This is a genomic window from Phycisphaerae bacterium, assembly GCA_019636475.1.
Taxonomy (GTDB): domain Bacteria; phylum Planctomycetota; class Phycisphaerae; order UBA1845; family UTPLA1; genus JADJRI01.
Genome location: JAHBXN010000012.1, coordinates 56983 through 80897 on the forward strand (window position 1 = coordinate 56983; position 23915 = coordinate 80897).

Consider the following 23915-nt stretch of genomic DNA (forward strand, 5'->3'; position numbering starts at 1 on the left):
GCGCGCATCATTGTCCCTCCTCACGAAGATATTGGAAGACCTGAATGCGCCGATTGTAGGTGTCCGCAACCCAGATTCGATCCTGCGAATCAATCGAGATGCCGGACGGCAGACTGAACTGACCGGGCCCGTCGCCCTCTTCGCCGAACGCGAGCAGCAGGCGTCCATCCGGCTCGAAAATCTGCACATTCTCGAACTGGCTGTCCAGGACATACAGGTGTCCGTCGGAATCCACAGCGACATCGCGCGGCAATGCGAAATCGCCGGCCGAATCGCCCTTGCGTCCGAACATTCGAACCGGCTCGGCCGCAGATTCGCTCGCCTCGGCGTCGAAGAACTGCACCCGAAAATTCATCGAATCCGCAATGACCGCGCCAAGGCGTGCATCCATCGTCAGACCAGCCGCGAAATTGAACTGCCCGGGGCCGCCGCCGCGCGTGCCAAAACGCCGGACGACCTGTCCATCCCGATCAAAGACGATGACCGCGTGCAGGGCGGCGTCAAGCACCCACCATTCGCCCGACGCCCGCCGATATGTCACGGCGCTGGGACGCTGAAGGAGCCCTTCACCGAACACGCGCCGAGTGCGGCCGTCCAGATCGAGCAGAAACACCGCCGATCGTCCGCTGTCGCAAACGGCCAGGGTGTCATCTGCAAGGCACACATCGGCCGGCCACGCCAACGGTCCGCCGCCGGCACCTCGAATGGACTTGAAGGTCCGGGCCGCCAGGTCCAACTCATACACCGATCCGGCCTGGCCATCCGCGACATAGACGCGATCACCGCGCGCGGCGACGGCATTGGGCGTGACAAAGACCGCCTTCTCGATCGGCCCAGACAGTAATTCTCGAAACACCTCGCCGCCGGTCTTGCGGGCCTTCAGGCTGGCCTCGCCCGACAGCATTCCGATATAGCGAATCCGAGGCGCGTCCGGTGGGGCCGGCCACACGAGCGCGCCGCGACCGTCGGACTGCTCAAAAATCGGCTGCTGAGGCTGCTGGCAGGCACAGAACGCCCCGGACACGAAAAGGGCAAGGACAAATCGAAGACGTCGCGTCATCGCTGAGCCCGCCTTTCGACAATCGGAATGTCTCGCCGCAGCTTGATCCATATCGCGGCGGAATTGTCCGTCGATGACGGCAGGTCGAGCATATCATACTCCGCTTCAACAAGCAGAGAGAATTTGCCGATCTTGTATGCAACGGATGCCGTGATATCGACACCGTTGGTCTCTCCAAAGAGCGAATCATTCTGGAAGCGATACATCGCGGACGCGTTCGCCTCCAGATTGGTCGAGAGCGTGTAGCGATAGTTCAGACCGAAGTCGAGCAGCGACGTCTGGCGTGGATCGAAATAACCCCCGCCGCGAAATCGGTAGTAAGAGTAGCTGCCGCGGGCATCCAGCTCCTGAATGGCGCTGCGATGAAGCACCAGATCCGCATTCAGGTGAGCCGCCTTGTACGGGTCGATATTGTCGTCGTGATACTCGAGTTCGCTCCCTGTTGACCACCGTGGACGCTTGTAGGTCAGTCCGACGCGATGCCGATTGATATCCCGCTCACGATAAGTCAGGTATCGGCGACGGCTGACATCCTCATCCTGCAGCGTGCCGGCGTAATAGACATCAAGCCCCTTCAAGAGTTCCTGCTGAACACGGTAATCGACCCGATCCCGGCTGGTCTGAAAGTCATCGTACGATTCATAACGATAACTCACGAGCACCGTGTCCCCGTCCCGGATCCGTCCCGTCGGAACCCGGCCCAGCAGCGTGACATCGCCATTCGTGAATACCCAGTAATCGGTACCCGGGACAAGGAATTCGCCGCGCTCGGCGCCGCGCACCAGGATGCTGAACGGCTGCACACGGGTCTGTGTCAGAAACGAGGGCAGCGGATCGCGAAATGTCACCGACTCGTCGATAACGACGCCACCCGTCTGGCCATCACCCATGCGCGAGTTTGTATGCTGGTAAGTCAGATTGGAGGAAAATTTCCCAAGCCGGTTGTCGCGGGTGAAGGAGAAATCGGCCGTCGCGCCCCACTCGGTGATGTCGCCGACTTCGTTTGCATTTCGTCGAAGGGCATAGGCTCCGAAGTTGCTGACGAGGAAATCCTCCCATTCGTGGGTCAATCCCACATCTCCCCGATAGGTATCGGTCTCAAGTCGTCCGTATGACTCCTTCAGATACTGCGCGCGATAGGTGGAGTAAAGGGATTCGGTATGCTGTAGTCGAAGGTTCTCCGACACCTCGAACGAATCCCGCTGCAGATCGCCGGCCTCGTCCTCCATACGAATCAACGACTCGATCCGGCTGCGATTGTCACGTCCGAAATGGATCGTGTCAGTCAGGGCGAGGTAGTTTCGCGTCGTGTTGAACGTGTTCCGCGTGCCGGAATACTGCTCGTTGCGACGCTCGTACTCATACTCCACATTCAAGGTGTGGGCGTCGGATTGATTCCAGGTCGCTTCATAACGCAGTGTATCTTCGCCGCGCTCCTCGTCGTCATACAGGCCGCGCGATCGACTCGTGACGTCGTCGAACAAATGCTCATAGGTGAGCGACATCGGCAGCTTCGGATCATTCAGGTACACGCCGCCGCCGTAGCGTTCACGGCGTCGATCCAGGCTCGGAAGGAACGGCCGCGGCACGCGATCGTTCAACTGCGAGGCAAAGGCCGACGCAGACACCTTGCCGGCCGGAAATAGCTGCATGCTCAGGTCATATTCAAATAACTCGCCGTCCGGACTTCGATGCAGATCGATCCCCGGCCGCGATTCCCAGAATTCCTCCTGCGAAAGCCCGAAGCGCATCATCGCATCGTAGAGCAGGACTTTTTCATCGATGAGGCTGCCGGATGCATCAAGTCCGACCGATTCCAGAATTGAGTACCGCTTGTTCTTCTGGGCAAAGCGCGGCCGGAACGCGTTGTACGCGTCCGTGCGTACGGTTCGACGCTCAGCGACGCTGTCCAGGCCGAGCGACATATTCAGTTCATCAAGGCTCATCGGCCCGCGCGGGCTGGTCGAAGAACGCGATCGGCGGCGTAAGCCCGGCCGATTGATTCGATCGGTCGAACCCTCATCGCGCTCGTCAGACGAATCGGCGCCGTTCTGTGTCGGATCAGGCTCCGATCCGTCGGCACCGCCATTCTCCGAGCCCGATTCGGCGGATGACAGGTCGTCCTCGGCGGGCGGCGAGTTCTCAGCGCGCGTTCCTTCGTTCTCTGCATTTCGCGTCGGAGTAGACGCCGGTTGATCGCCAAGCCCGGTGGATACTCCGAGGAGGCTCGTGACCGCGATCATGATGACGAGCCGATGGAGCACCGCGCCGTCCGTGAATATCAATCAGAGGGTCGAAGTGACAAGCACGCGACAGGCTATTTATACCGACGAAGCCTGTCCAGCGAGAATATCCGCACGAGTCGCATTTTGGAATGCAGTGAGTATACTTCCGCACTACCCGCGAAAAAATATGCGGGTATTCTCACGGTCTGGTCGACGCCCGCACCGGGGCCCGCACATGAATAAGAACTCGCGACATCCGTTCAATACCATGCTGCTGCTTTGCGGCGCATCCCTTCTCATTATCGGCGTGACGATCTCCTGCGGCGACAAAGATACCGCACCCATCGAGAACAGCGATTCGACCTCCGCCGGCAGCAAGCTCGGCGGCGTCTCTGAGACAGAGGTCCTCTACTCAGCCGGGCTGGTCGGCAGTCGACACGATTTCACCCAGCAAGGCGATCGATCGCTCGATCTCTGCACACCCTGCCACACACCGCACCTCCCCCTGCCGCGCGGCGCCGGCGTCGGCGAGGAAGACCGAGGTCGCCTGGTCTCCTATCAGGCCGATGGCGTCGAGCTTGATGGAGCGTCGCTGCTGTGCCTGAGTTGCCACGATGGGGTCATCGCCAGCGACGTCTATACCGCCTCCCATGCGACCACATTCGCCGCCCAATTCGGAACTTCGCGACTCGGCACCGCTTTGCTCGCGGGGCATCCGATCGGCGTGAAGTACCCGGCAACCGAATCGACCTATCGAGCACCGGCCGCCGTCACGGCCGACGGACGTATCAAGTTGCCCGACGGAAGGGTTCAGTGCATTTCGTGTCACGATCCGCACAACACCGGACGACATGAGGGCATGCTGGTGAAGTCCAACAGCGGCAGCCGACTGTGTCTCGCCTGCCATCGCCTGTAGAAAACGAATCCTTCAAGTGACACCAAGCACTGTGAGGCGAGGATTGATTAGTTCGTCAGGAGCGCAGGGCATCGGCCGACGCGCCTGCATTGCAGGCGCCCTGCTCGTTGCCGCGCCCATGCTCCTGGCCATTCTCAACTGCCGCGAAGACGCGCAGCGCGTGACGCAGCGCCACGGTTCACACGACACCGCGCCGCACGGCGGCGGCCCCGTCATCGCTTACGGAAATCTCGTCGTCGCGGAACGCCCGAGCGAAACATCCATCGCGCTGTCGGAATTCTTCTTCGGAACCACGCCCGAAACTCCGCTCGGACTCATCAAACCCGTGGCCATGGCACAGGTCGACGGAGCGATCTGGATCTGCGATTCCGCCCTGCGGACAATCTTCCGGTACGAGCCGCACTCCGGAAGATTCAAACCGTTCGATTTCGGCGAGCTTGTTTCGCGGCCGGTCTCCATCGCATCAACCGAAAACGGACAACTGCTGATTACCGACGCCGGCGCAAAGGCGGTCATTCGATTCGACACCCGCGGCCGGGAAGTCGCTCGATATGCACTTCAGTCGGATTCGTTTAGTCCAGCCGCCTCGGTCGAGGTCGGCGATGCCGTCTGGGTCAGCAACACCGCAGCACACCGGCTCGAGGTTTTCAATGCAAAGACGGCACAGCACGTCCGGTCGATAGGGCATCGCGGCTCCGGTCGCGGCCAATTTGGCTCACCGCTTGGCATGGCACGAACACCGCGAGGCACCGTGCTCGTCGTCGACATGCTCAATGACCGAGTGCAGGAACTCGACGCCGACGGCTCCTGGCGGCGATACATCGGACGGCCCGGCGACCGGGTCGGCTGCTTCGGGCGGCCGAAGGATGTGGCAGTCGGACCGGACGGCACCATTTTCATCACCGATGCCGCATCGCAACGGGTTCATGCATTCGACGAAGCCGGCGGCGCTATGGCCGCGTTTGGCGGCGCTTCCGATCCGGTCACATCGATGAAAAGTTCGGGCCGAAAAGATCGAACGGCTCCCGCGCTGAGCGTGCCGAACGGGCTACTGATCTCCGACGACCCGACGCTCCTCGCGAATCTCGAGGAGAGTCCCCGCAAACCGAAATATGTCGTGCTGGTCGCCGAGCAAATTCGCCGTCCCGGAATTCGTGCCTTCGGCTGGCGCGGATTCGCCGATCGCGCCGCGGATGCCGGCGCATCGCGTCAAAGGTCGACAACATCGCTCGTGCAGGCGACCGTCGAAAATCCGCACTGGTCCGCCACCCGCTGCGACACATGTCATACGATGACCGGCCCGCAGGCCGCGCCCATTCCAGTCGCCGACGTGGATGCAGGCTGCATTAAATGCCACGACGGCATACACGCGGTGGCCGAGGCCCATCCCGTTGGCCGCCCCGGAACGACGAACAACACAACCGTCCCGCAGGACTGGCCGTTGAATGAGGGCCGACTCGGCTGCCTCACCTGCCATGACGTCCGGCGTCATTGCGATGTCACATCGACCCGGCCCGCGCGAAACTCGGCGATGCTGAGAGGTTCAGGACTTGAGGGTTCCGTGAAGTTCTGCCTCCAGTGCCACGGCGACGCCGAGGCATGGCGGATCAGCCCGCATCAACAGCTTGTCGCCAATGGCGTCGTTCGCGAAGAATCGTGTGCCTACTGCCACGCCGCAACGCCGACGCGACCCGCCGATGGTCATCGTACCGGCCAACCGCAGCTACGAGCCGCCGGATCATCAATCTGCCTCGGCTGTCATTCCAAACACTGGGATTATTTTCCCGGCGGCCACCTCGGCCAGGCGGTCACCGGCAGGATTGCCGAACGACTGCTCGCCGCCCGCGCGGAATCCGCCATCGATTCATCGAGCTCCGATTCGGCTTCAACCCCGCCGGGTGCGGCATATCCGCTTGATGAAGGCCGAGTCGCCTGCTACACCTGCCACAATCCTCATCAACGCGGCCTCTTCGCCGACAACACGCCGTTGGGCCATCAAGCGTCGCTGGAGGCGGATGCAGCCTTCCTGCTGCGCGACGACCGCCAGGACCTGTGTCGAAACTGCCACGGCAAGTAGCGCGGCGACATGATGTTCGCGCCGGCTGTTCGCCACCGAAACACTGCTCCCGCGTGAGACAGCCGGCATCGCATCGTTGTGTGAAGGGTTGTCGGTCTATGGGATGGATTCGAGGGTTGTACCTGCATTCGAAGCAGGAATGGTCGCGGCCAGACGCCTTTGGCAGATGTGCGAGCGATCAAGTCGCGCCGGCGCGGCGCATTTTGACTTCGCGTCCGGTATTATTGCATAATACAAGCTCGTTACATCCCCATCCGATCGTCCGAATACAGTCGATTTCGAGTCCGCCCCGAGGATGTTTCAGCCGAGACATCGGCGGCTCGATGGAAGTCAGATACGGCGCGGCAACGCCATGCCGCCTTCCCGGGCTGCACCACCCCGCGCACGGGCCGCACAATCAGGCACCCAAGTGACCTGCACCGCGCGACGGGGGAATGTGGAACCGGAATGTCTTGTCTGTGGGAGGGATGACCGTCGTGCATTGCAAGAAAATGCTGTTCGGTGTCGTACTGATTCTGGCCTGGTGCAATTCCCTTGTCGCCTCCGGAGTCGACACCGCGTCCATCACGACGCCGGAACCGGCGGACGCCACAAGCGCGCCCGCAGCATCGAAGGGCAGTGGCAAGCCGCAGGTCGAGGTCTTTATCCCTTCCGTCACCACGCTGTCACAGGCCGCCAGCAAGTCGAAGACCGCTCGCCTCGTCGATGCGCTGAACGGCATGTTCCCCGTTCCGCAGAACGAGACCGGAGAGGGCGTCGATCTCTCCTCCCTGATCGAACTGTTTGACAGAATTGCAGCATGGCCCGATACGGCCATCACAATCGCTGTGTTCCCACAGGATCGTGACGGCCGTCCTCGATGGCTGATTCGCGTTGATTGGCCTGTCGATGATCTGGCCCAGCGCGTTCGGGAATTGCTCGCCGACGAAGTAGCCAAAGAGCTGTTCAAAGGCATCGAGTTGAAGCCCGCAGAAAATCCGGCTGACGGATATCGACTCGAAACCCCCGACATGGTGCTGGCCGAATTGAAGCCGACGGGAAGCGGAGCGATGCTCGCCTCCGAAGCCCCGGTTGAACTCTCCGAAGATGTGTTCGGGGAATCGGCCGTGCGCAACAATCCGAAGAAGCGGCCGTTCCTGGTCTATTGCAGTCTGAATCTCGACGCCGGCACCGAAGAGGAGCGCGGGTCGTCCTTGTTCTCCGGCATGGTGGGCGTCAACGCTGTGCAATACGTCGTATCGCTCAACAAGCGCGGCGAATGGAACGAGCAGTTCGGAGTCACCTGGAATCCACTGCTGGGCGCAGCCCTCAAGCTGGTGTTTCAAAAAGTGAAGGAACCGTTCGATTGTCCGACCGACGCCTATGCCACGGCTGTCGTGCACGTCGGAGTCGGCGAGGGTGTTGCCGACATGCTCTCCGGTTTGCCCGCCGATACCATCGCTGATCTCGCGGATTCAGAGGTGATGTTCGCCGTGGTCCCCGGCAGCGGATTCCTGCCGGTGCCGGATCTGTTCTATGTGCTCCGCACAAAGCAAGCTGACTTGATCGAAGACGAAATCCGGCAGGCCATCAAGAAGGAAAACCGGGAGCGGGCGGACGACGATCAGCCGCCGCGATGGCGTGAAGAAAAAATAGGCGGAAAGGCCGTGTTCTGGCGGGATCCGGCGGCCGACGGCATCTATGGCCTGACGCCGATGACTTTTCGATCGGTCGTTTTTGTCGACCGGCCTCCATCCGACGATCCGGATTCAACGGGATCACAGGTCGCACGTCTTGTCATCTGCAATACGTCAACGTGGGCTGACGACGCGGTCATGCGATGGAACGCCGTCAAGAAGGACACCATCAGGCTCCCCTCGTCGAAGTCCGACCACTGGCAGGCCCGAATCAACTGGTCTCGTGCCTACGAGCTGGCACAGCCATACCTCAGTGTCCTCGCGGGCTTCGCCGATGGCGCATCAATGCCGCCCGACGCTTCGGCCATCAGCGACGCGATGTCTGATTCCGACATTCGCGTCGAAGTCAGCTTCGGTGGCATTCGCGCTCGGCACACAGGCCCCATTCCAATCGGCGCAATCTATGTTCCAATTGTCACCGGTGCGGCACTGGCGGCGTCGGCCAGCCCATCGAGCGAAATTGCCAGAGAGCAGACTGCCTGCCGAAACCTGCGCGTGCTGCACTACCACGCCAAGCTGTTCAATCGTGACTACGGACGCTGGCCCGCCAACGTCGCGGAGCTGGACGGCTATGTGGATTTCGCCTCGAACCCGAACCTGCTCTATCTGAGCCGGCGCGGACGGTCGTTTGGCGAGGCTCTGACCAGCGCCCTGTTCTCGAAGAGCCGCGGTGCAAAAGAGCCTGCTGACGACGCCGAAGAAAAAGCGGTCGACGACTCGCTCTACGTCATTCGGTGGTCTGCCGACGACAGCGAATGGCAACTGAAATTCCGCGACGACGAGTTCAACAGCTTCAAGACGATCTACATCGATGCGGCCGGAACGATCCATCGCGTACCGAAGGACCCGCCCGCCTCGGCGACCGAAACAAAGTCGGATATAAGTGCCACGCCGACGGCAGCAACGCGGGACGCCGCGCCGGAGCCCCCGGCCAGCGACGCCTCGAAGACCGAGCCGGTGAATGAAGAGGCAGGGAAACCCGGCGACAAACAAAAAGAGAAGAGCAAAGGTGATGGCAAGCCCGCGAAGGAAGAAAAAAGGAAGCGACCGGCGATCTGACGAAATGGGAGCGAATTGATTCTGACCCGCGATCGGCTGACCCCGGCAGCACCCAGCAATCACGTATAAAAACTCGCGACGCAAATTCGCGAGCGAAGACAGGATCACCAAAGAACCAGGGATTCGATCGAACGATTCAACACAGGAGTGAATGCGATGCGGAAGCAATGGATGACAATGGTTGCAATGCTGCTGGTGGCGGCGGTGGTTGCCGCGCCGGTTCGTGCCGACGACGAGCCTGAAAAGAAGAACGCGGACAAGACCGCATCGAAGAAGGCGGACGCCGAGTCCGGGGCCGCCGACAAAGCAAAGGGGGGCGCGACCGCCGTCGAGGCCGATCCCATCAAACGATTGATCGAAATCCGCGTCGACCCATTCCTCGTCCCCGCCAGGGCGATCAACGTTCCGCTGCCCGGCCGCGTCCGAACCGCGCGTGAATTCATGGAGAACCTTGAGCAGCTTGCGAAGGACGACTCCGTCGGCGCAATCCTGCTTAACCTCGACGGCCTTTCCCTCGCCATTCCTGACATCGAGGAACTTCGACGGGGACTGGTCAAATTCCGCGCATCCGGAAAGAAGGTGAAGGCCTATCTCAACTCCGGAGATCCGAACGGCTATCTCCTCGCCTGCGCCGCCGACGAAATCGCAATGGCGCCCAGCGGCTCGCTCGCCCTGCCCGGACTTGGCCGGGTTTTCACCTATCTGAAGGGAATGTACCAGCTTCAGGGAATTGAGTACGAGGTGATCACGGCCGGCGAATTCAAATACCCCGGCTTTAACAACAGCCGAGAGCCGAACAATCACTTCCTCGAAGAGATGAACGAGATCATGGACAACCAGTACGCCGACTATGTCCGGATGATCGCCGAAGGCCGAAAACTGAGCGAGGAAAAGGTTCGTGGCATCATCGACGAGTGCCTGTTCGACGCCGAAAATGCGAAGAACGCCGGACTGGTCGATGAGCTTGGATACTACGAGGAGTTTCGCGAACGCGTTCTGCGCCGTGAGAAATTCAAGAAGGGCTCCGACGGCTCCAGCGGCATGGCAAACATCACGTCGCTCCAGGACCTGCTCACGCAGATCACAAAGGAAATGTCCAAAGCCCAGGACAGCTACAAAGCGGTCGGACCGAAGATTGCTGTCCTGCACGCCCGCGGCCCCATCGTGGACCAGAGCCTCGGCGCCGGATTCGCGTCGTCGATGATCATGCGGGACGACTTCGTCAAGACAATCGAGGAAATCCGCAAGAACAAGACCATCCGCGCAGTCGTGCTCCGAATCGACAGCCCCGGCGGATCGGCCTATGCATCGGACATCATCTGGAAAAAGCTCTGTGAACTGAACGACGAGAAGCCGCTGGTCGTGAGCATGGGCACCGTTGCGGGTTCCGGCGGTTATTACATTGCCGCGCCCGGCAGATTGATCTTCGCCGAGCCGACAACAATCACGGGCTCCATCGGCGTGATCGCAATGCTCGCCAATCAGCGATCGGCCCTCAATCGGATGGACGTCAATGTCTATGAAATGAAACGCGGCAAGCGCGCCTTGCTCGGATCAGGTCATCGCGACATGTCACCCGAAGACAAAGAGCTGTTCAAAACCTACATCCTCGACACATACGAACAGTTCCTCGACCGCGTCGCCGAAGGCCGCAAGATGCCCAAGAAGGAACTCCGCAAGCTTGCCGGCGGCCGAATCTATACCGGACGCCGAGCGCAGCAGATCGGCCTTGTGGATCGGCTCGGCGGACTCGATGACGCGATCGCGGCTGTCCGCAACATGGCTGATATCCCGGCCAGTGCCGAAATCAAGCTCGTTCACTACCCCCGCCCCAGCTCGCTCGGAGAACTGGCCGAGAGTTTCTTCGGGGTGACCGCGCTCCTCGAAACGGCCAAGCTCGCCCAGACGCCGGCCCAGACAGTGTCATTCGACCAGCAGTTGTCGATCTTCGGCGGCCAGCCGAAGGCACTCTGCTGGATGGCGGTCCCGGACCTGAACGCGCTCGTAACGCCCTGGACGCCGCAACTCGCGCCGTTCTCGCCATGGACCTTCGATGGAATGCCGGGCTTCACTAAGACGCCACAGCTACCATAAGCTTCGCTTTTACAAAATGTTAATACGAGAACTGCGGCGAGAAACCGGGTTGCCGGCTCTCGCCGTTTTTCTTGGTCTGGGACTCAAACGGGAAAATGGCCTGGACCACCGACTCGGCGTAAGAAAACAGGACACACATCGCCTATGACTAGGAAGGTGGCGGAATGCGGATACCGGACATTCTTCCGCGGCCGTTTTGCCTCGGAAGGGTCGATCGGCTATCATGCAGTGAAGTCAGTTTGTCGATTGTTGCGGGAGTGCCGCTGATTCGACAGGGGGTCTCGCTGTGGGGGCGAGGTAGTTTTTCGGACACTGACTTCGCATGAATCCGCCGCATCCGTCGGCTTTGCGAAAATCAAGGTCGGCCGGGTGACTATTTTGCGCTCTCCGCACCACAATGACCGGCCGACGTGGGCAAGGAAATCGAATCGGGCGGTCGCGTGTTCCCTCCGTTTGACGGACGCAGCAAACCGAATGGATTGAGGCGGATAAACCATCCGAAGAAAATAGAATCACTCTCTCCACGCAAAGAGACATTGAGAATGAAGGAGCTCAAAGAGATGAAGCGATACATTGGAAGGAATAAGGCTTTCACATTAATCGAGTTGCTGGTGGTCATCGCGATCATCGCGATTCTGATCAGCATTCTCCTGCCGGCGCTCACCAGCGCGAAGGTGACTGGCCAGCGGGTCAAGTGCCTCGCCGCCCTGAAGTCGGTGTTGCAGGTCACCACCGCCTACTCGGCCGACGATGTCAAAGGCGTGTACGGCCCCGTCCACCCGTGCGCCCCGTGCTGGATCTACGACGGCTACGCCGACTACGGTGGAGGCCCGGGCACCATGGACGAAATGAACTGGAATCAGGCATTCAGCCCGAATACGCGCCCCCTCAACAGGCTCCTCTACGGCTCGCTCGCTCAGAATAGTTCACCCGGCGACCGCGGCTGGTTCCAGGACTTCCAGTGCGCAGGCGACGACTACGGCTGGCAGGATGTGCCGGGCTTCGGCGCCGATCCCCGCGAATTGGAGAAGCCGTACTTCAAATCCAACGGAACTTCCTTCCGCCTGAATCAGTTGGCATGGAGCAACGGCCGACAGCTCGGCGTGCTCGGCCGACCGGTCTCACGAATTCCCGATACGGCGGTAACCGTCGCTTACATGGAGGCTCGAGCATTTCAGACGCTCTGGACGAACGAAATCTTCGGCTTCCTGAGCATTCCCGGTGGCTTGGAATTGACCACGCCGCACAAGAAACTGGGCTTCTTCAACCTCGGCTTTGTGGACGGTCACGCCAACAACGTGGACATGGGCAAAGGCACATTCTATCCTCGCACTGCCGAGCGGGAGTTTCTCGACATCCGTGGCACCTGGGGCCGCATGGACTGCCTGCCCGACCAGTGGTATCCTGACAGCAGTGCCGGCGATTGTGCCGCTGCCGGTCCGACCTGCAACTAGAATCCAGTGTCTCGACTGGCTGTGGCGGCCCTAAGGAGTCAACCCTATGAAACGTCAGGTCATACTAATTGCCATTCTGGTTCTCGGAGCCGCGGTCAGCGCCTATGTCTGGACAAGGCCGGGAGAGAACGAGGTCGACCAGAACCTCGCCGCCCAGAAGCAGGAATTTGTCTGCGAAAAATGCGGCACACGGTTCGAGTTGACCGTGGCCGAATCTACCGCGATGTACCGATCCGAAACCGGCGTCACCTGCCCGAATTGCAAGGCAGGCGGTGCTGAAAAGACCGATGTGAAGGTTCGGGTGTCTGGTTTCGCCTCGGAGGAGGACAAGGAGGCGGCCGCCGCCGATGAATCCGGCGAATCCGCCAAGTCCTTCGGATCGCGTTCCAGAGCCCAGTAGCGGCCGACCGAGTCCATTCAGTGTATTTCCGCGAGAGGCGAGGACCATTCCTCGCCTCTCGTCGTTTTGCGGCATCTTCGCCTCGGATTCCACGAATCGGCCTGTCGGAGTACGCTGATTGCAGCCGGACTTTGCGGCGCAGTCCGAAGCCACGGTAACAGACGTGGGTCAATTCTCTCCGCGGCATCGTCATGAGAGATTACGAATGCGACATCTGCATCATCGGATCCGGCTTTGGTGGGTCCGTCTGCGCACTTCGAGCCGCCCAAGCGGGATGCCGCGTCGTCCTTCTTGAACGCGGACCGCGATTGTCAGCCGATCACTTTGAAGACCTCGCCGCCGGAAACCGACCGATCTTCCGAATGCAGGATTTGTTTTCTCGTCAGCGCAACGCCGACATTCCCGACGGCATCGTCGATCTCCAATTCGCGGGCGGACTCTGCGCCGTCACCGCCAGCGCGGTCGGCGGCGGGTCCCATCTCTATACAGCCGTTACCCTGCGCGCGCCGGAGGAAACCTTCACGCCACAATGGTCGGCGCTTTCTCGTATGGTCATGGATCCGTATTACGATCGTGTCGAGGCAATCATCCGGCCCACAAGGCTGCCGCACACCCTGCCGCGAACGGCCGCGATGCAGTCTGCCGCTTCGCACATCGGCGGCCGCTGCGTCCGGTTGCCGCTCGCCATGGACTGGCCCGAAAATGCCTCCGACATGGCACAACCGCCGACAACATCCGGCCTTCGCAGGGAAGTCGCGACCTGGCTGCAGGGCGGTCGAACATGCCGAAAACGAACACTCGACAGAACCTACCTCGCACAGGCGGAATCGGCCGGCGCGGAAATCCGTGCAATGCACGATGTCACGGCTATTGCACCGCTTGATATCGACGGCGGTTACGAAGTCCGATTCAACCGCCCCTCAAACGAATACGGCACCGAAGCAGGCTCGCTCAGGGCGAGGCGAGTCGTCCTCTCCGCCGGAACATTCGGCACAATGAAGCTGCTGTTCCATTGCCGCGACGCAATCGGCACGCTGCCCCATCTCAGCGCCGCGTTGGGCTGGCGATTCCATACAAACGGCGACTTCGGAGCGGCCATCATCGGCGCGGCCGAGCCGGACGCGGACAGCGGGCCGCCCGTCACAGGCTGGATCGATTGCTGGAGCGATGATCGACTGTTCCTGATGGATACAGGAGTCTGGCCGATTGGCAGTCTGACGGCGTTATCGACTTCACTGGGACGCGCCTGGTCGATCGGAGTCATGGGTTTCGACGACAATCCCTGTCGGCTCAATTGGGAAACCAACGGTCACTCGCCACGCGGCCGATGGCGATTCACGCGCGATGCCGCGCGGAGTTCTGCATTTGACGAGCGACGACTCGCACGCTTGCGTGATCTGGCCCGGGCAGTGGGCGGAAGGTTGCTCGCGCCGCCGGCATGGTTCGACCGCCGCATGCCCTCCACCGTGCATCCAATGGGCGGCGCGGTCATCGCGGAATCGCCGGCGCAAGGCGTGACAAACCCGTTTGGCGAGGTCTTCGGACATCCCGGCTTGTATCTTGCGGATGCAAGCCTCTTTCCGACTCCAACCGGCGTCGCCCCGAGCATGACCATCGCGGCCGTCGCCGAATGGGTGATCGAACACCTGCTTGCCGAAGCGGGAGCAAAAGCTTGACGACCGCTCAGTCCGGATCAATCGCGATGCCGCTCTTCGACCGTTTCCCGCGCCTGCGTGAAGCGTTGCCGAGGGTCGAACTGGGAGAGTGGCCCACGCCGGTCCACAACGCGCCGCGTTTCGCCAATGCGCACGGCCTGAAATCCCTGCACATCAAACGAGAAGACAAGAGCCACCCGCTCTGTGGCGGCAACAAGGTTCGCGGCCTCGAGTTTCTCCTGGCCGAAGCGCGCAGCCGCGATATAAGGACGCTTGTCACCTTCAGTTCCGCAGGCAGTCATCACATCAGCCGGACCGCATTTCACGCCCGCAGATTCAACATCGGCGTCGTCGCCGTCATCGTCGATCAGCCGCCGACCGAATATCTTCAGGCGAATCTCGGCGTCGGAATCACCGCGGCCGCGGAATACATTCCGGCCAGCTATCTCACCGTGCTGGTCAAAACTCTCGGGCAGGTTCTGCGCAACGCTTCGGGCGAGCGATCGCCCTGCCTCTATGTCGCGCCCGGAGGCACATCACCCCTGACGTGCATCGGCCATGTGAATGCGGCGATGGAGCTTCGAGATCAGGTGGATGCCGGGATCCTGCCAATGCCTGATTACATCTATGTGCCGCTCGGCAGCCTCGGAACTGCCGCCGGTCTGGCACTCGGTTGCAAACTGGCGGGAATTCACGCGCACATTGTTGGCGTCACCAATTCGTATCGGCTGTACTGCACCCGCGGCCGGCTCCTGAGACTCGCAAATCGCACCATCCGGCTACTGCACCGCCATGACCCCACCGTGCCGCATGTCCACCCAACGAGATCCGATGTTTCCGTCTTCCATCATGCACTCGGAGAAGGCTATGCGAAGCCGACCGAGAGCGGCCGGCGCCTGATTCAGGAGATGCTCGATCTGGAATGCGTTCGACTCGACGGCACCTATACGTCCAAGACGCTTGATGGAGCGCTTCAATTCATCGAACTGCACGGCACCCACGACAGGCATCATCTATTCTGGCACACGTTCGATACGCTGCCGCTGTCAAATCCGTGGCCTGAACAGATTCCGCCGGCGCTGCGGCGATACTTCATCAGCCGACAGGACAAGTCTGCGCCGGGCTGAGCGCCTGAGCAATGTACTCACGCGACCAGGCATGAATCTCCGCCGTTGACTGGCGATCGCACATCCTCCGCGTCAGTTCAAGGAACCACGGCACCGGATCGATCCGGCGTGCCAGCATAGTGGCCCGACGTTTCTCGAATACGTCGCGACGATTGGGCAGGGCGTGTATCGACCGCACATCCCGCACCAGGTCCGCCTCCTGGCCCGGCCGATACCCGAACGCCAGACCCGCCTCTTCCAGTTCGCGAATCACCGATATCCGGCCGGCAAACGTGTTGATCTTGAAAGCAGGCACCCCGAGTAGCGCGCTCTCCACCGTCATCGACTGGCTGTCGCTGATCAGAAACTCCGCCTGGCTCAGCACATGGTGCATCCGGTCCGGCGGCAACGGCATACGATGGCATTCGAATTCCGCCGGGAGCGGTTTCTCGCTGCTGATGAAAACACGCATCTCCGGAGACGTTAACGCAACGATGTCGCGAATCATCTCCTCGCTCATGCCGCGCGCCCCGATGTCGTGATGCGCCTGAAGCGAGCTCAGCCGAATGACGGCGTACCGCTCAGACGCCGACAGCCCCAGTTCCCCCCGAACCCCCGCGTCCGGAGCAAAACGCGCCGGATGAAGATAAAACAGCTTCTGATATGCGGGATAGGTGAAGTGCCGCAGACCGTGATTCTCATATGCCAGTGCCTCCGGAGTGACAATGGCGTGCGCAAGGGGATAGGCCAGCCACCGAAACAGCGGAATATACTTCGCATCATCCTCGCAAAGAACCATCGATCTCGCTCCGCAGCATCGGGCAATTCGCGCCGCGTGAACACTCGTCCCCATGATGACGCGAGGGCGGCATCTTCGCGCAAGAGCGAACATCGCCGCCTCGCGCCGAAGCAGCTCCCGGAACTGGCCCGCAAGGCCGTTTCCCACCGGCGCCAGCGTCACATACTCAATGCCGTAGCGGTCCATCAACCGCGTCGTGATGTCCTTCTCACGCGCGGCGACAAGAAACGTCGTTCCTTCGCGCGACCAGGCCTCCATCACTGGCCGAAACAGGTGAAGCTGCGCGGGATGGTTGATTTCAATCAGGATATCCAAGTCTTCTTCCGAACTTCGTCAATCCGACTTCGCCCGCGCTGCGCTTCAGCCGCCCTTGAGGTCTCGATTGGCCTCCATGTCAAAGAGCATGGCGAACAACAGCGATTGAAGGCCGGAGACAAACATGAACACGGCAAATAACGCGCTCGTCGCGGCGATGGGGCCGTCCACAAGGCGCTCGATGAACAGATAGACGCCGAAGATCGCGCCCGGAACGAGCAGGACCACGCCGAATAGATAGAAAAAAATCAGCGGATGAAAATCGCGGATGATGTACTTCTGCACCATTCGCTTCACGAACAACCTGCAAAGCAGCATGGAAATGGTGAAGACCACGGATCGGATGCGAATCTTGCTCTGCTCGCCGATTCCGTAAATCGGCTTCACCGGCACATCCATCACGCGCATGTTGTGGATATTGAGTGTCACGAGAAAGTCATTCGGCATGCCGTAGCGCGGGTAGATGTCGGCGAGCGGCAAGAGCTTCAACCCGCGCTTGTTAAGCGCCGTGTATCCCGTCTGGGAGTCTGTAACGTGCCAGTAGCCGCTGGCGATTTTGGTCAGAAGCGTCAGCACGGAATTCCCAAGATAGCGCACCCGCGGAATCTTCCGCCATGCCTCGCCCGTGACCAGCCGATTCCCCTTTGTGTAGTCGGCTCGATCCTCCACAACCGGATCGAGCAGCGCCGGCAGGTCGTCCGGATCCATCTGCCCGTCGCCCGCCATGACCACCGAGATATCAATGTCATGATCACGACACCAGCAATAGCCGGTCGAAATCGCCCCGCCGACGCCCCGATTCCTCTCATGCCGAATCAGGTGGACTCGCGAATCCGTCGAGGCGATTCGCCGAACCACGTCCGATGTGCTGTCAGGACTGCAATCATCGACGACGACGATATGATCCACGTAGCCCGGCATCGACCGCAGCGTCCGCTCAATCTGCGTCTCCTCTCGATAGGCCGGAACAACGATGCCGATTGATTTGTCACGATACATTCGCTGATGGGGTTCCTTCTGCGAGATTCGAACCGGCGCCCCACGCCTCATGCCGGAGCGCATAGACCATTGGTGAGCTTGTACCCGATGGAGCAGCGCGGACACGCCGTCGTGACATCGAACTTCGGCAGAAACTCCCCGCATTCGCAGGCCCACCCGCGCTGCCGTGCGGGTACGCCGACCATGATGGCATAGTCGGGAACGTCCTTCGTCACCACCGCACCCGCCGCGATGAATGCATGGCGCCCGATCGTATTGCCGCAGACGATCGTCGCATTCGCGCCGATCGAAGCGCCTTCCTTCACGAGCGTCTTGTGATAAAACGCCGAACCCCGCTGCGGATACTTGCAGCGAGGGTCCATCACGTTCGTGAAAACCATCGACGGCCCGCAGAAGACATAATCCTCCAGCGTGACGCCCTCATACACCGAAACATTGTTCTGTATCTTTACATGGTCACCGATCGTCACGTTGTTTCCGACGTTGACGTTCTGACCCAGCGAGCACTTTTTGCCAATCCGGGAACCCGTCTGCACGTGCGAGAAGTGCCAGATCTTCGTCCCCTCGCCGATGGTCACACCCTCGTCCACGAATGATGTCGGATGAACATAGAACGCCGGCTTCGGAGCATCGGCCGTCGTAACCTTCTTCGCGTCCAGTGAGACCGGCAGACCGGTCAGCAGGCTGTCCGTGGCCCGCTCCAGAATCTCCAGCACGGCCGCCGCGTTATCGCCATTCGCCTTCGTGATCGGCGCGCCCGCCACGCCGTCGAGGAAGTACCGCATCTCCTCGGTGAGCGGCTGCTGCTTCTCATACGGAATCGACTCGGTCGGACCGTCGCGCTTGATCGGCTCGCCCTTGATCCAATCGATTCCTTTCTCGTAAAACAAAACGTCCTTCGCCTCTGTCGAGTCATCAAACGAGAGCATGCCCTTCGAACCGATCACGACGAGCCGATGCTCCTTGAACGGGTGCAGCCAGCTCACGAAAATATGGCCGACGATATTGTCCGGATAAGTCAGGATCGTCATCGTGCTGTCGTGAATTCGCGGCTGCACGAAGGCGCCGCCCCGCGAGACGACCTCCGTCGGCAGTTTACCGATCAGGTGCTGAAATATCGAAATGTCGTGCGGCGCGAAACTCCAGAGAATGTTCTCCTCGCTGCGAACCGTGCCGAGATTCAGCCGATTGCTGTACAGATATTGAAGCTTCCCGATCTTGCCCCCATCGATCATCTCCTTGATCTTCGAAATCGCGGGATGAAAGAGCAGAACATGCCCGGTCATCAGCGGCACCTTGCGCTCCTTCGCAAGGCGATTCAGAGCGTGAGCGTCCGCGGCATTCAATGTGATGGGCTTCTCCACCAGCACGGGCTTGCCGTTCTCGATCAGGAGCTTTGCGATCTCGAAATGCGTCTCGGCCGGCGATGCAATCGTGTAGCCGTCAAATCCGTCATCGAGCGATTCACGCACGTCACAGAAAATCTTCGCCGACGGATAAGCAGCCAGCATCGCGTCACGGCCGGCCTCCGTCGCTTCGACGATGCCACCCAATGATCCCAGCGCGTCGAGCGTCTTGATATGATTACGCCCCCACCGTCCAGCGCCGATGACACAGATTCGCTTCGACATAGACCCTCAATACCCCCGGAAAGCAACGCCACATTCTGCACGACCAGTGTAGATCAGAACGGCGACCGGGCGGGATTGTCAAGGATGCACGGCCGGAAGCCTCCATTCCCGGCACCGGCCGCCCACGCCCAACTCGCCCTCACATGTGGCGAGCGCCCGCTTTACAGTCACGCGGCAGCGACATAACCTTGAAGACAGGATAATTCCCAGGTCGGAACAGACTCCAACACCACTCACGAAAGCGAGCCAGTATCGTGAAACACCTCGCCAGATTCATCGTCCATCCCGCGATGAGCGCCCGCTACACCAGACATCTGTCACACATACGCTCCATCGCGCCGAGCGTCATCGTGCTCGCCGGCTTGCAACTTGCGGCCGGATGCAGCTCGGGCGGCGGTGCGGATGTCAATGTGCGCGTCGCTGAGAAAGATCGCCCGGATTGGGACGCGGCGACAGTCGCCGCCGGCCGCCGGACCATCCCCGCCGGCGAACCATTCAATATTGCAAAGTACACCTCCGGCCAGGACGGCGCGAACGCGCAGGGAAACTCCGGCCGATTCGATCCGAACGGAGCGATTTGCTCCGCCGAGGTCACGGGCGAGGGGACTGCGTGGGGCGCGTTTCAAATGGGTTACACCTTCGACAACATGACCGGCCGGCCACTGGCGGCGACGATTCGCCTCAAGCTCGATGTCGACAGCGCGCTTCGGCAAGCGCGGAAATACGCCGATGACCGGGTCGATCAATCCGGCGCCGCTTCGGTCCATTTCGTGCTCAAGGACTCGCTCGGTGTGGTCGTCCGACAGGAAACACTCCATGCCGCATCAATTGGCAGCGCCTCAACCGAGGAATCACGCAAGTTCGATTTGATCTTCGAGTCAAGACTCGAACCCAGTCGCGGCTACTATCTCGTGATCGCCGGGCGAGCTGATGTCACCTCCTCGCCCAAAGGCGAGAACATCAGCGCCGATGTGCGCGTGACAAACGTGGAGTTCGATATCGACGCACGCGTTGACGAATCGTCGAAGACCGCGCCGGAAAATGCGGGCCGGCCCGGCTGATGGATCATCACGAATTTTGAGTCGTCGTCCTAAGACAGATCATGCCCACGATCAGGCCGTTGCGATGTGGCGGTGAGACCTTATGCGAATCGGACTCTACGGTGGCAGATTTGACCCGATCCACTACGGCCATCTCATCGCGGCCCAGAGCATCCTTGAACAACTCCGGCTGGACCGCGTGATCTTCGTCCCGTGTGGAAAGCCGCCGCACAAACCGGGCCAGTCACTGTCAAATGGACGGCACCGCGTTGAAATGATTCGCCTGGCAATTCAGGACGATTCCCGATTCGATATCGACGAATTCGAACTCAATCAAAAGGGACCGAGCTACACGTTCGCAACCGTGAGTGAGTTTCGAAAAAGACTGGGCGATTCGGACGAACTGTTCTGGCTGATCGGCGCGGATTCGCTGTCACAGCTCCCGACTTGGTATCGAATTGGTGAGTTGGTTCGCATCGTGCAGATCGTGACGGCCGCACGGCCGGGTTGGCAGCCTCCGCCGCTGGAACACCTCGCCCCCACGATTGGAACGGTCGAGTCGCAGTCTCTCCTGCGGCATGTGCTTCAGACACCCCACATCGAAATTAGTTCAACGGAAATTCGCCAACGGGCTGCCTCGAACCTCCCAATCCGCTATTTCCTTCCCGCCGCGGTCGATCGGTATATTCGCGAGTTTAAGCTGTATCAGGGAAATACCTAGCGGCGATTGCTCGCCCTAAGCTAATTCCAGATATAAGATAATCGTCGCAAGTGCAAAGTCGGATTGCATCCGGATGTTGAATTTTCGACCATGAAAACGTATGTTTATATGGATGAGCGACGCTCAATTGAAGCATCGCAGATTCTGCCTGAATGCCGCCCCAAGTCCGGTAACCAACGCCAATGCGGAGCGGAGTGCCGGAGCCTGCCAAGTGAACTTCGGCGAGCGAAAAAATTCGCAAATGTTACCAGCCGGGTTGCTTCAGTCGGCAACTCTTGCCGACCGATGAAAATGAAATCAAGAGCGCTTCCAGCCGCTGCCGAACGCGCCGATCGATGTTCCGTAGTGTATAATTACTGGACAATCATGCAATTTGACGCAACCAACGACTAGGCCTCCGGTTCGCGCGATATCCATCAGGGAAGTCGTATTCATGCCCCGCGATCTCAATCCCAAAATGCGACGGCGCCTCCAGATTGTTTCCGCGCTGCTGCTGGCTGGAATTCTTTACGCAGAGCTGGCGTTCGATGCTGAACATGCGCCCGTGATCAATAAGGGCCTGCCGTTCGTACTGGCTGACGACAAAATCGTTCAAACGCCCTTTGAACAGCTTGTTCGCATGGACCCACTTCAAGCCCTTATTGTCGCTCGCGAGGGGCTTGTCAGGGATTCACGCGACTATACGTGCACTTTTGTGAAACAGGAGCGCATCGGCGCGGCAATGAGCGCCGAGCAGGAAATCGAGGTCAAATTCCGTCCTGAGCCGTACAGCGTGGTCATGCACTGGCTGCGAAACGAAGGCATGGCCAAGCGCGTGATCTACGTGCAGGGCAAATGGCGGGATGAGACCGAGCCGGATCCTGAACTGCGCGAGCATGCGGTCTGCATGCCCGGAAAGGGCCTGAATCTGCTCATCAAGAGCATCAAGCAGCCCATCAACGGAACCATCGCGAAGCGCAGTTCTCGTCGGGCGATCGATGAGTTCGGCTTCGTTCGCGCGCTCGACCTGCTGATCAAGTATTGTGAGATTGCCAAGGATCGAAACGAGTTGGCGCTGGAGTTCCGCGGCGAATCCCATTTTGACGGCCGACCTGTCTGGCTGATCCGCCGAAGCCTGCCCTATACCGGTGAAGAGGGGCGGTATCCCGACCAAGTGGCGGAGATCTACATCGATCAGGAACTCCACATTCCGGTCGCGGTCTACTGCTATTCGGATTCCGATGCGAAACCCGAAAGCCTGCTCGGCAAATACGAGTACCGCGGCGTCCGATTCAACACGGGCCTGACCGAAACGGACTTCGAACCCGCCACCTATGGCATGTAATCCCCCACGGAATTCGCCGGGCTTCCCGCAAATTGCCGCGCCGTTGTGCCACATGCGCGTCACATCGATACGGACGCTTCCACGGCAATGCCCGTCTCCATGCCTTCGAACGGATTGGCGTTCAGCAGCAGCGGCAGAATCCATGCCGCGACCCCCATCACCAGCGTGACGATCCCGCAGAGCCCTACGGCTCGCTTGAACTCCCCGGACAACGAACGGAACGGCCAATCCATCACGGAAACGACCGAGAGCACCGCGTTCAGACAGAGTATCACCAACCCGCGAACAGCGGCCACCGACCCGATCGCCATTGACTTCGTTCGATCAATGATGCGGAAAACGATGAGCGACCTGCTCGGCCGTTCGGTAGATTCCGCCTGGCTCACTTCCCCAAGCTCCTCGGCCGGGCCGGGTGTTACTTTCTCGTTTGTGGCCGATGTGGATGGAGGCGACGCGGGCGGCGCTGATGGGTCGATGGACGGGGCCGGCGGCGCCTCGCGCTGCATCATGGACAGATCGAACCTGGCCCCTTTGCGTGATTTTTTCTTCGTCGTCGCGGCGGGAGGCTGGCCTGCATCCACGTCGACGCCCGGCTTGCTCGATTCGACGGCGAATGGCTCTTCGCCGGTGTTCGACTCGATTATCCGATGTGATTCGACCTTCCCATCGGGGTCGTTCAGCAGATCGCGCAACTCGTCCACAGACGCCTGAACGGATTGGGTGGCCCGGATCGGATCGGGCACATCGAGGATTGCGGGGCCCGGCCGAACGTCCTCGACTGAGACTCCCACTTCCTCGGCCACATTCTCCGCGGCGAGCGCGGAATCGGGGGGGGAGATGGTGTCGAGCGTGCCCGATACGATCTCCGCGGAGAGAGCCTCGGCCTCGGCGAGCAATGCGTCGATCTGATCCGGACCGGCCGACGAAGCGTCGACGGAATCGGGGTGTCGAGAGCCGTCGGTCATGGGAAGCGCTCGTCATCTGTCTCGCGCGTTGTCCGCGCGGGGAATCGGTTACGTCGTTATCGGCCTTTTCGGGGATTGGCTTGAGGGGGGCCTTTTCTTCCACGGTTTGCGCTGCGCTTCACCTGTGGCTACAGGCCGGCGCTCCTGCGGGGTGAAGAGATGCGTCTGCTCAATTCAGGCGATCGCGACACCTTGCCTTGCGCCCCTTCGGGGCGAAGAGGCGCGTTCGGGTGTATGTCATGGGGGAGTTGGATGTATCAGAATTTTGTCACTGGGCGATGAGGGACTCGAACCCCCGACCCCCTCGGTGTAAACGGTACCGAGACAACCCTGCCGAAAGGCCTAAAACCTTGATAATCAGGGAGTTTATGGCGAATTTGCAGGTTTTGCAAGCTATCC

General features: G+C 60.4%; 16 protein-coding genes and 1 pseudogene. 11 read left to right on the forward strand and 6 right to left on the reverse strand.

Annotation, left to right across the window (positions count from 1 at the left end):
- Positions 1 to 7: 7 nt before the first annotated feature.
- Positions 8 to 1060, reverse strand: a complete 1053-nt coding sequence (locus tag KF841_15775) for a 6-bladed beta-propeller (protein MBX3396816.1) — start codon at positions 1058 to 1060, stop codon at positions 8 to 10.
- Positions 1057 to 3324 (reverse strand): hypothetical protein, encoded by a 2268-nt coding sequence (locus tag KF841_15780; GenBank protein ID MBX3396817.1) that lies wholly within the window; start codon positions 3322 to 3324, stop codon positions 1057 to 1059. Before KF841_15780 ends, KF841_15775 begins: the two co-directional genes overlap by 4 nt.
- A 196-nt stretch (positions 3325 to 3520) precedes the next feature.
- Between KF841_15780 and KF841_15785 the strand changes: the two genes are divergently transcribed.
- From KF841_15785 to KF841_15820, 8 genes and pseudogenes are all read left to right on the forward strand, one after another.
- Complete coding sequence (locus KF841_15785; GenBank protein ID MBX3396818.1) at positions 3521 to 4201, forward strand: cytochrome c3 family protein; 681 nt, start codon at positions 3521 to 3523, stop codon at positions 4199 to 4201.
- 43 nt (positions 4202 to 4244) lie between these two features.
- On the forward strand, positions 4245 to 6278 hold the full coding sequence (locus tag KF841_15790; protein MBX3396819.1) for a hypothetical protein: 2034 nt from the start codon (positions 4245 to 4247) through the stop codon (positions 6276 to 6278).
- A 476-nt stretch (positions 6279 to 6754) separates the two neighbouring features.
- Positions 6755 to 9013 carry a hypothetical protein gene (locus tag KF841_15795; GenBank protein MBX3396820.1) on the forward strand — a complete coding sequence of 753 codons (2259 nt, stop codon included), beginning with the start codon at positions 6755 to 6757 and terminating at the stop codon, positions 9011 to 9013.
- A 156-nt stretch (positions 9014 to 9169) separates the two neighbouring features.
- On the forward strand, positions 9170 to 11107 hold the full coding sequence (gene sppA, locus KF841_15800; GenBank protein ID MBX3396821.1) for a signal peptide peptidase SppA: 1938 nt from the start codon (positions 9170 to 9172) through the stop codon (positions 11105 to 11107).
- 560 nt (positions 11108 to 11667) lie between these two features.
- Positions 11668 to 11781, forward strand: a pseudogene (locus KF841_15805) (prepilin-type N-terminal cleavage/methylation domain-containing protein).
- 826 nt (positions 11782 to 12607) lie between these two features.
- Positions 12608 to 12961, forward strand: coding sequence for a zinc ribbon domain-containing protein (locus tag KF841_15810; protein ID MBX3396822.1), 354 nt, complete (start codon positions 12608 to 12610; stop codon positions 12959 to 12961).
- A 191-nt stretch (positions 12962 to 13152) separates the two neighbouring features.
- Complete coding sequence (locus KF841_15815) at positions 13153 to 14637, forward strand: GMC family oxidoreductase (protein ID MBX3396823.1); 1485 nt, start codon at positions 13153 to 13155, stop codon at positions 14635 to 14637.
- Entirely contained in the window at positions 14634 to 15743 is a 1110-nt protein-coding gene (locus KF841_15820; GenBank protein MBX3396824.1) for a pyridoxal-phosphate dependent enzyme, read from the forward strand. Before KF841_15815 ends, KF841_15820 begins: the two co-directional genes overlap by 4 nt.
- On the opposite strand, the gene KF841_15825 is transcribed toward KF841_15820, so the two are convergent.
- From KF841_15825 to KF841_15835, 3 genes are read right to left on the reverse strand one after another with little or no spacing between them, the layout of a single operon-like run.
- A complete protein-coding gene (locus KF841_15825; protein MBX3396825.1) occupies positions 15712 to 16836 on the reverse strand; it encodes a DUF354 domain-containing protein in 1125 nt (374 codons plus the stop codon). The two genes, KF841_15820 and KF841_15825, sit on opposite strands and share 32 nt — an antisense overlap.
- A 45-nt stretch (positions 16837 to 16881) precedes the next feature.
- A complete protein-coding gene (locus tag KF841_15830) occupies positions 16882 to 17835 on the reverse strand; it encodes a glycosyltransferase family 2 protein (protein MBX3396826.1) in 954 nt (317 codons plus the stop codon).
- Positions 17836 to 17882: 47 nt separating this feature from the next.
- Complete coding sequence (locus tag KF841_15835) at positions 17883 to 19466, reverse strand: Gfo/Idh/MocA family oxidoreductase (GenBank protein MBX3396827.1); 1584 nt, start codon at positions 19464 to 19466, stop codon at positions 17883 to 17885.
- A gap of 254 nt (positions 19467 to 19720) precedes the next feature.
- Here KF841_15835 and KF841_15840 point away from each other — a divergent pair, with 254 nt between their 5' ends.
- The 3 genes from KF841_15840 (at position 19721) to KF841_15850 (ending at position 22551) form a co-directional block, all read left to right on the forward strand.
- Complete coding sequence (locus tag KF841_15840; GenBank protein ID MBX3396828.1) at positions 19721 to 20527, forward strand: hypothetical protein; 807 nt, start codon at positions 19721 to 19723, stop codon at positions 20525 to 20527.
- 82 nt (positions 20528 to 20609) lie between these two features.
- A complete protein-coding gene (gene nadD, locus KF841_15845) occupies positions 20610 to 21227 on the forward strand; it encodes a nicotinate-nucleotide adenylyltransferase (GenBank protein ID MBX3396829.1) in 618 nt (205 codons plus the stop codon).
- 433 nt (positions 21228 to 21660) lie between these two features.
- Positions 21661 to 22551, forward strand: coding sequence for a DUF1571 domain-containing protein (locus KF841_15850; protein MBX3396830.1), 891 nt, complete (start codon positions 21661 to 21663; stop codon positions 22549 to 22551).
- Between the two features lie 59 nt (positions 22552 to 22610).
- Here KF841_15850 and KF841_15855 read toward each other — a convergent pair whose 3' ends face one another.
- Positions 22611 to 23516, reverse strand: coding sequence for a hypothetical protein (locus KF841_15855; protein MBX3396831.1), 906 nt, complete (start codon positions 23514 to 23516; stop codon positions 22611 to 22613).
- Positions 23517 to 23915: the final 399 nt, after the last annotated feature.

What these genes read in the sequence shown, in the direction of transcription:
- KF841_15775 (MBX3396816.1), bottom strand. Translation starts at nt 1,060, where the DNA reads ATGACGCGACGTCTTCGATTTGTCCTTGCCCTTTTCGTGTCCGGGGCG.
- KF841_15785 (MBX3396818.1), top strand. Translation starts at nt 3,521, where the DNA reads ATGAATAAGAACTCGCGACATCCGTTCAATACCATGCTGCTGCTTTGC.
- sppA (MBX3396821.1), top strand. Translation starts at nt 9,170, where the DNA reads ATGCGGAAGCAATGGATGACAATGGTTGCAATGCTGCTGGTGGCGGCG.
- KF841_15810 (MBX3396822.1), top strand. Translation starts at nt 12,608, where the DNA reads ATGAAACGTCAGGTCATACTAATTGCCATTCTGGTTCTCGGAGCCGCG.
- KF841_15815 (MBX3396823.1), top strand. Translation starts at nt 13,153, where the DNA reads ATGAGAGATTACGAATGCGACATCTGCATCATCGGATCCGGCTTTGGT.
- KF841_15830 (MBX3396826.1), bottom strand. Translation starts at nt 17,835, where the DNA reads ATGTATCGTGACAAATCAATCGGCATCGTTGTTCCGGCCTATCGAGAG.
- KF841_15835 (MBX3396827.1), bottom strand. Translation starts at nt 19,466, where the DNA reads ATGTCGAAGCGAATCTGTGTCATCGGCGCTGGACGGTGGGGGCGTAAT.
- nadD (MBX3396829.1), top strand. Translation starts at nt 20,610, where the DNA reads ATGCGAATCGGACTCTACGGTGGCAGATTTGACCCGATCCACTACGGC.
- KF841_15850 (MBX3396830.1), top strand. Translation starts at nt 21,661, where the DNA reads ATGCCCCGCGATCTCAATCCCAAAATGCGACGGCGCCTCCAGATTGTT.
- KF841_15855 (MBX3396831.1), bottom strand. Translation starts at nt 23,516, where the DNA reads ATGACCGACGGCTCTCGACACCCCGATTCCGTCGACGCTTCGTCGGCC.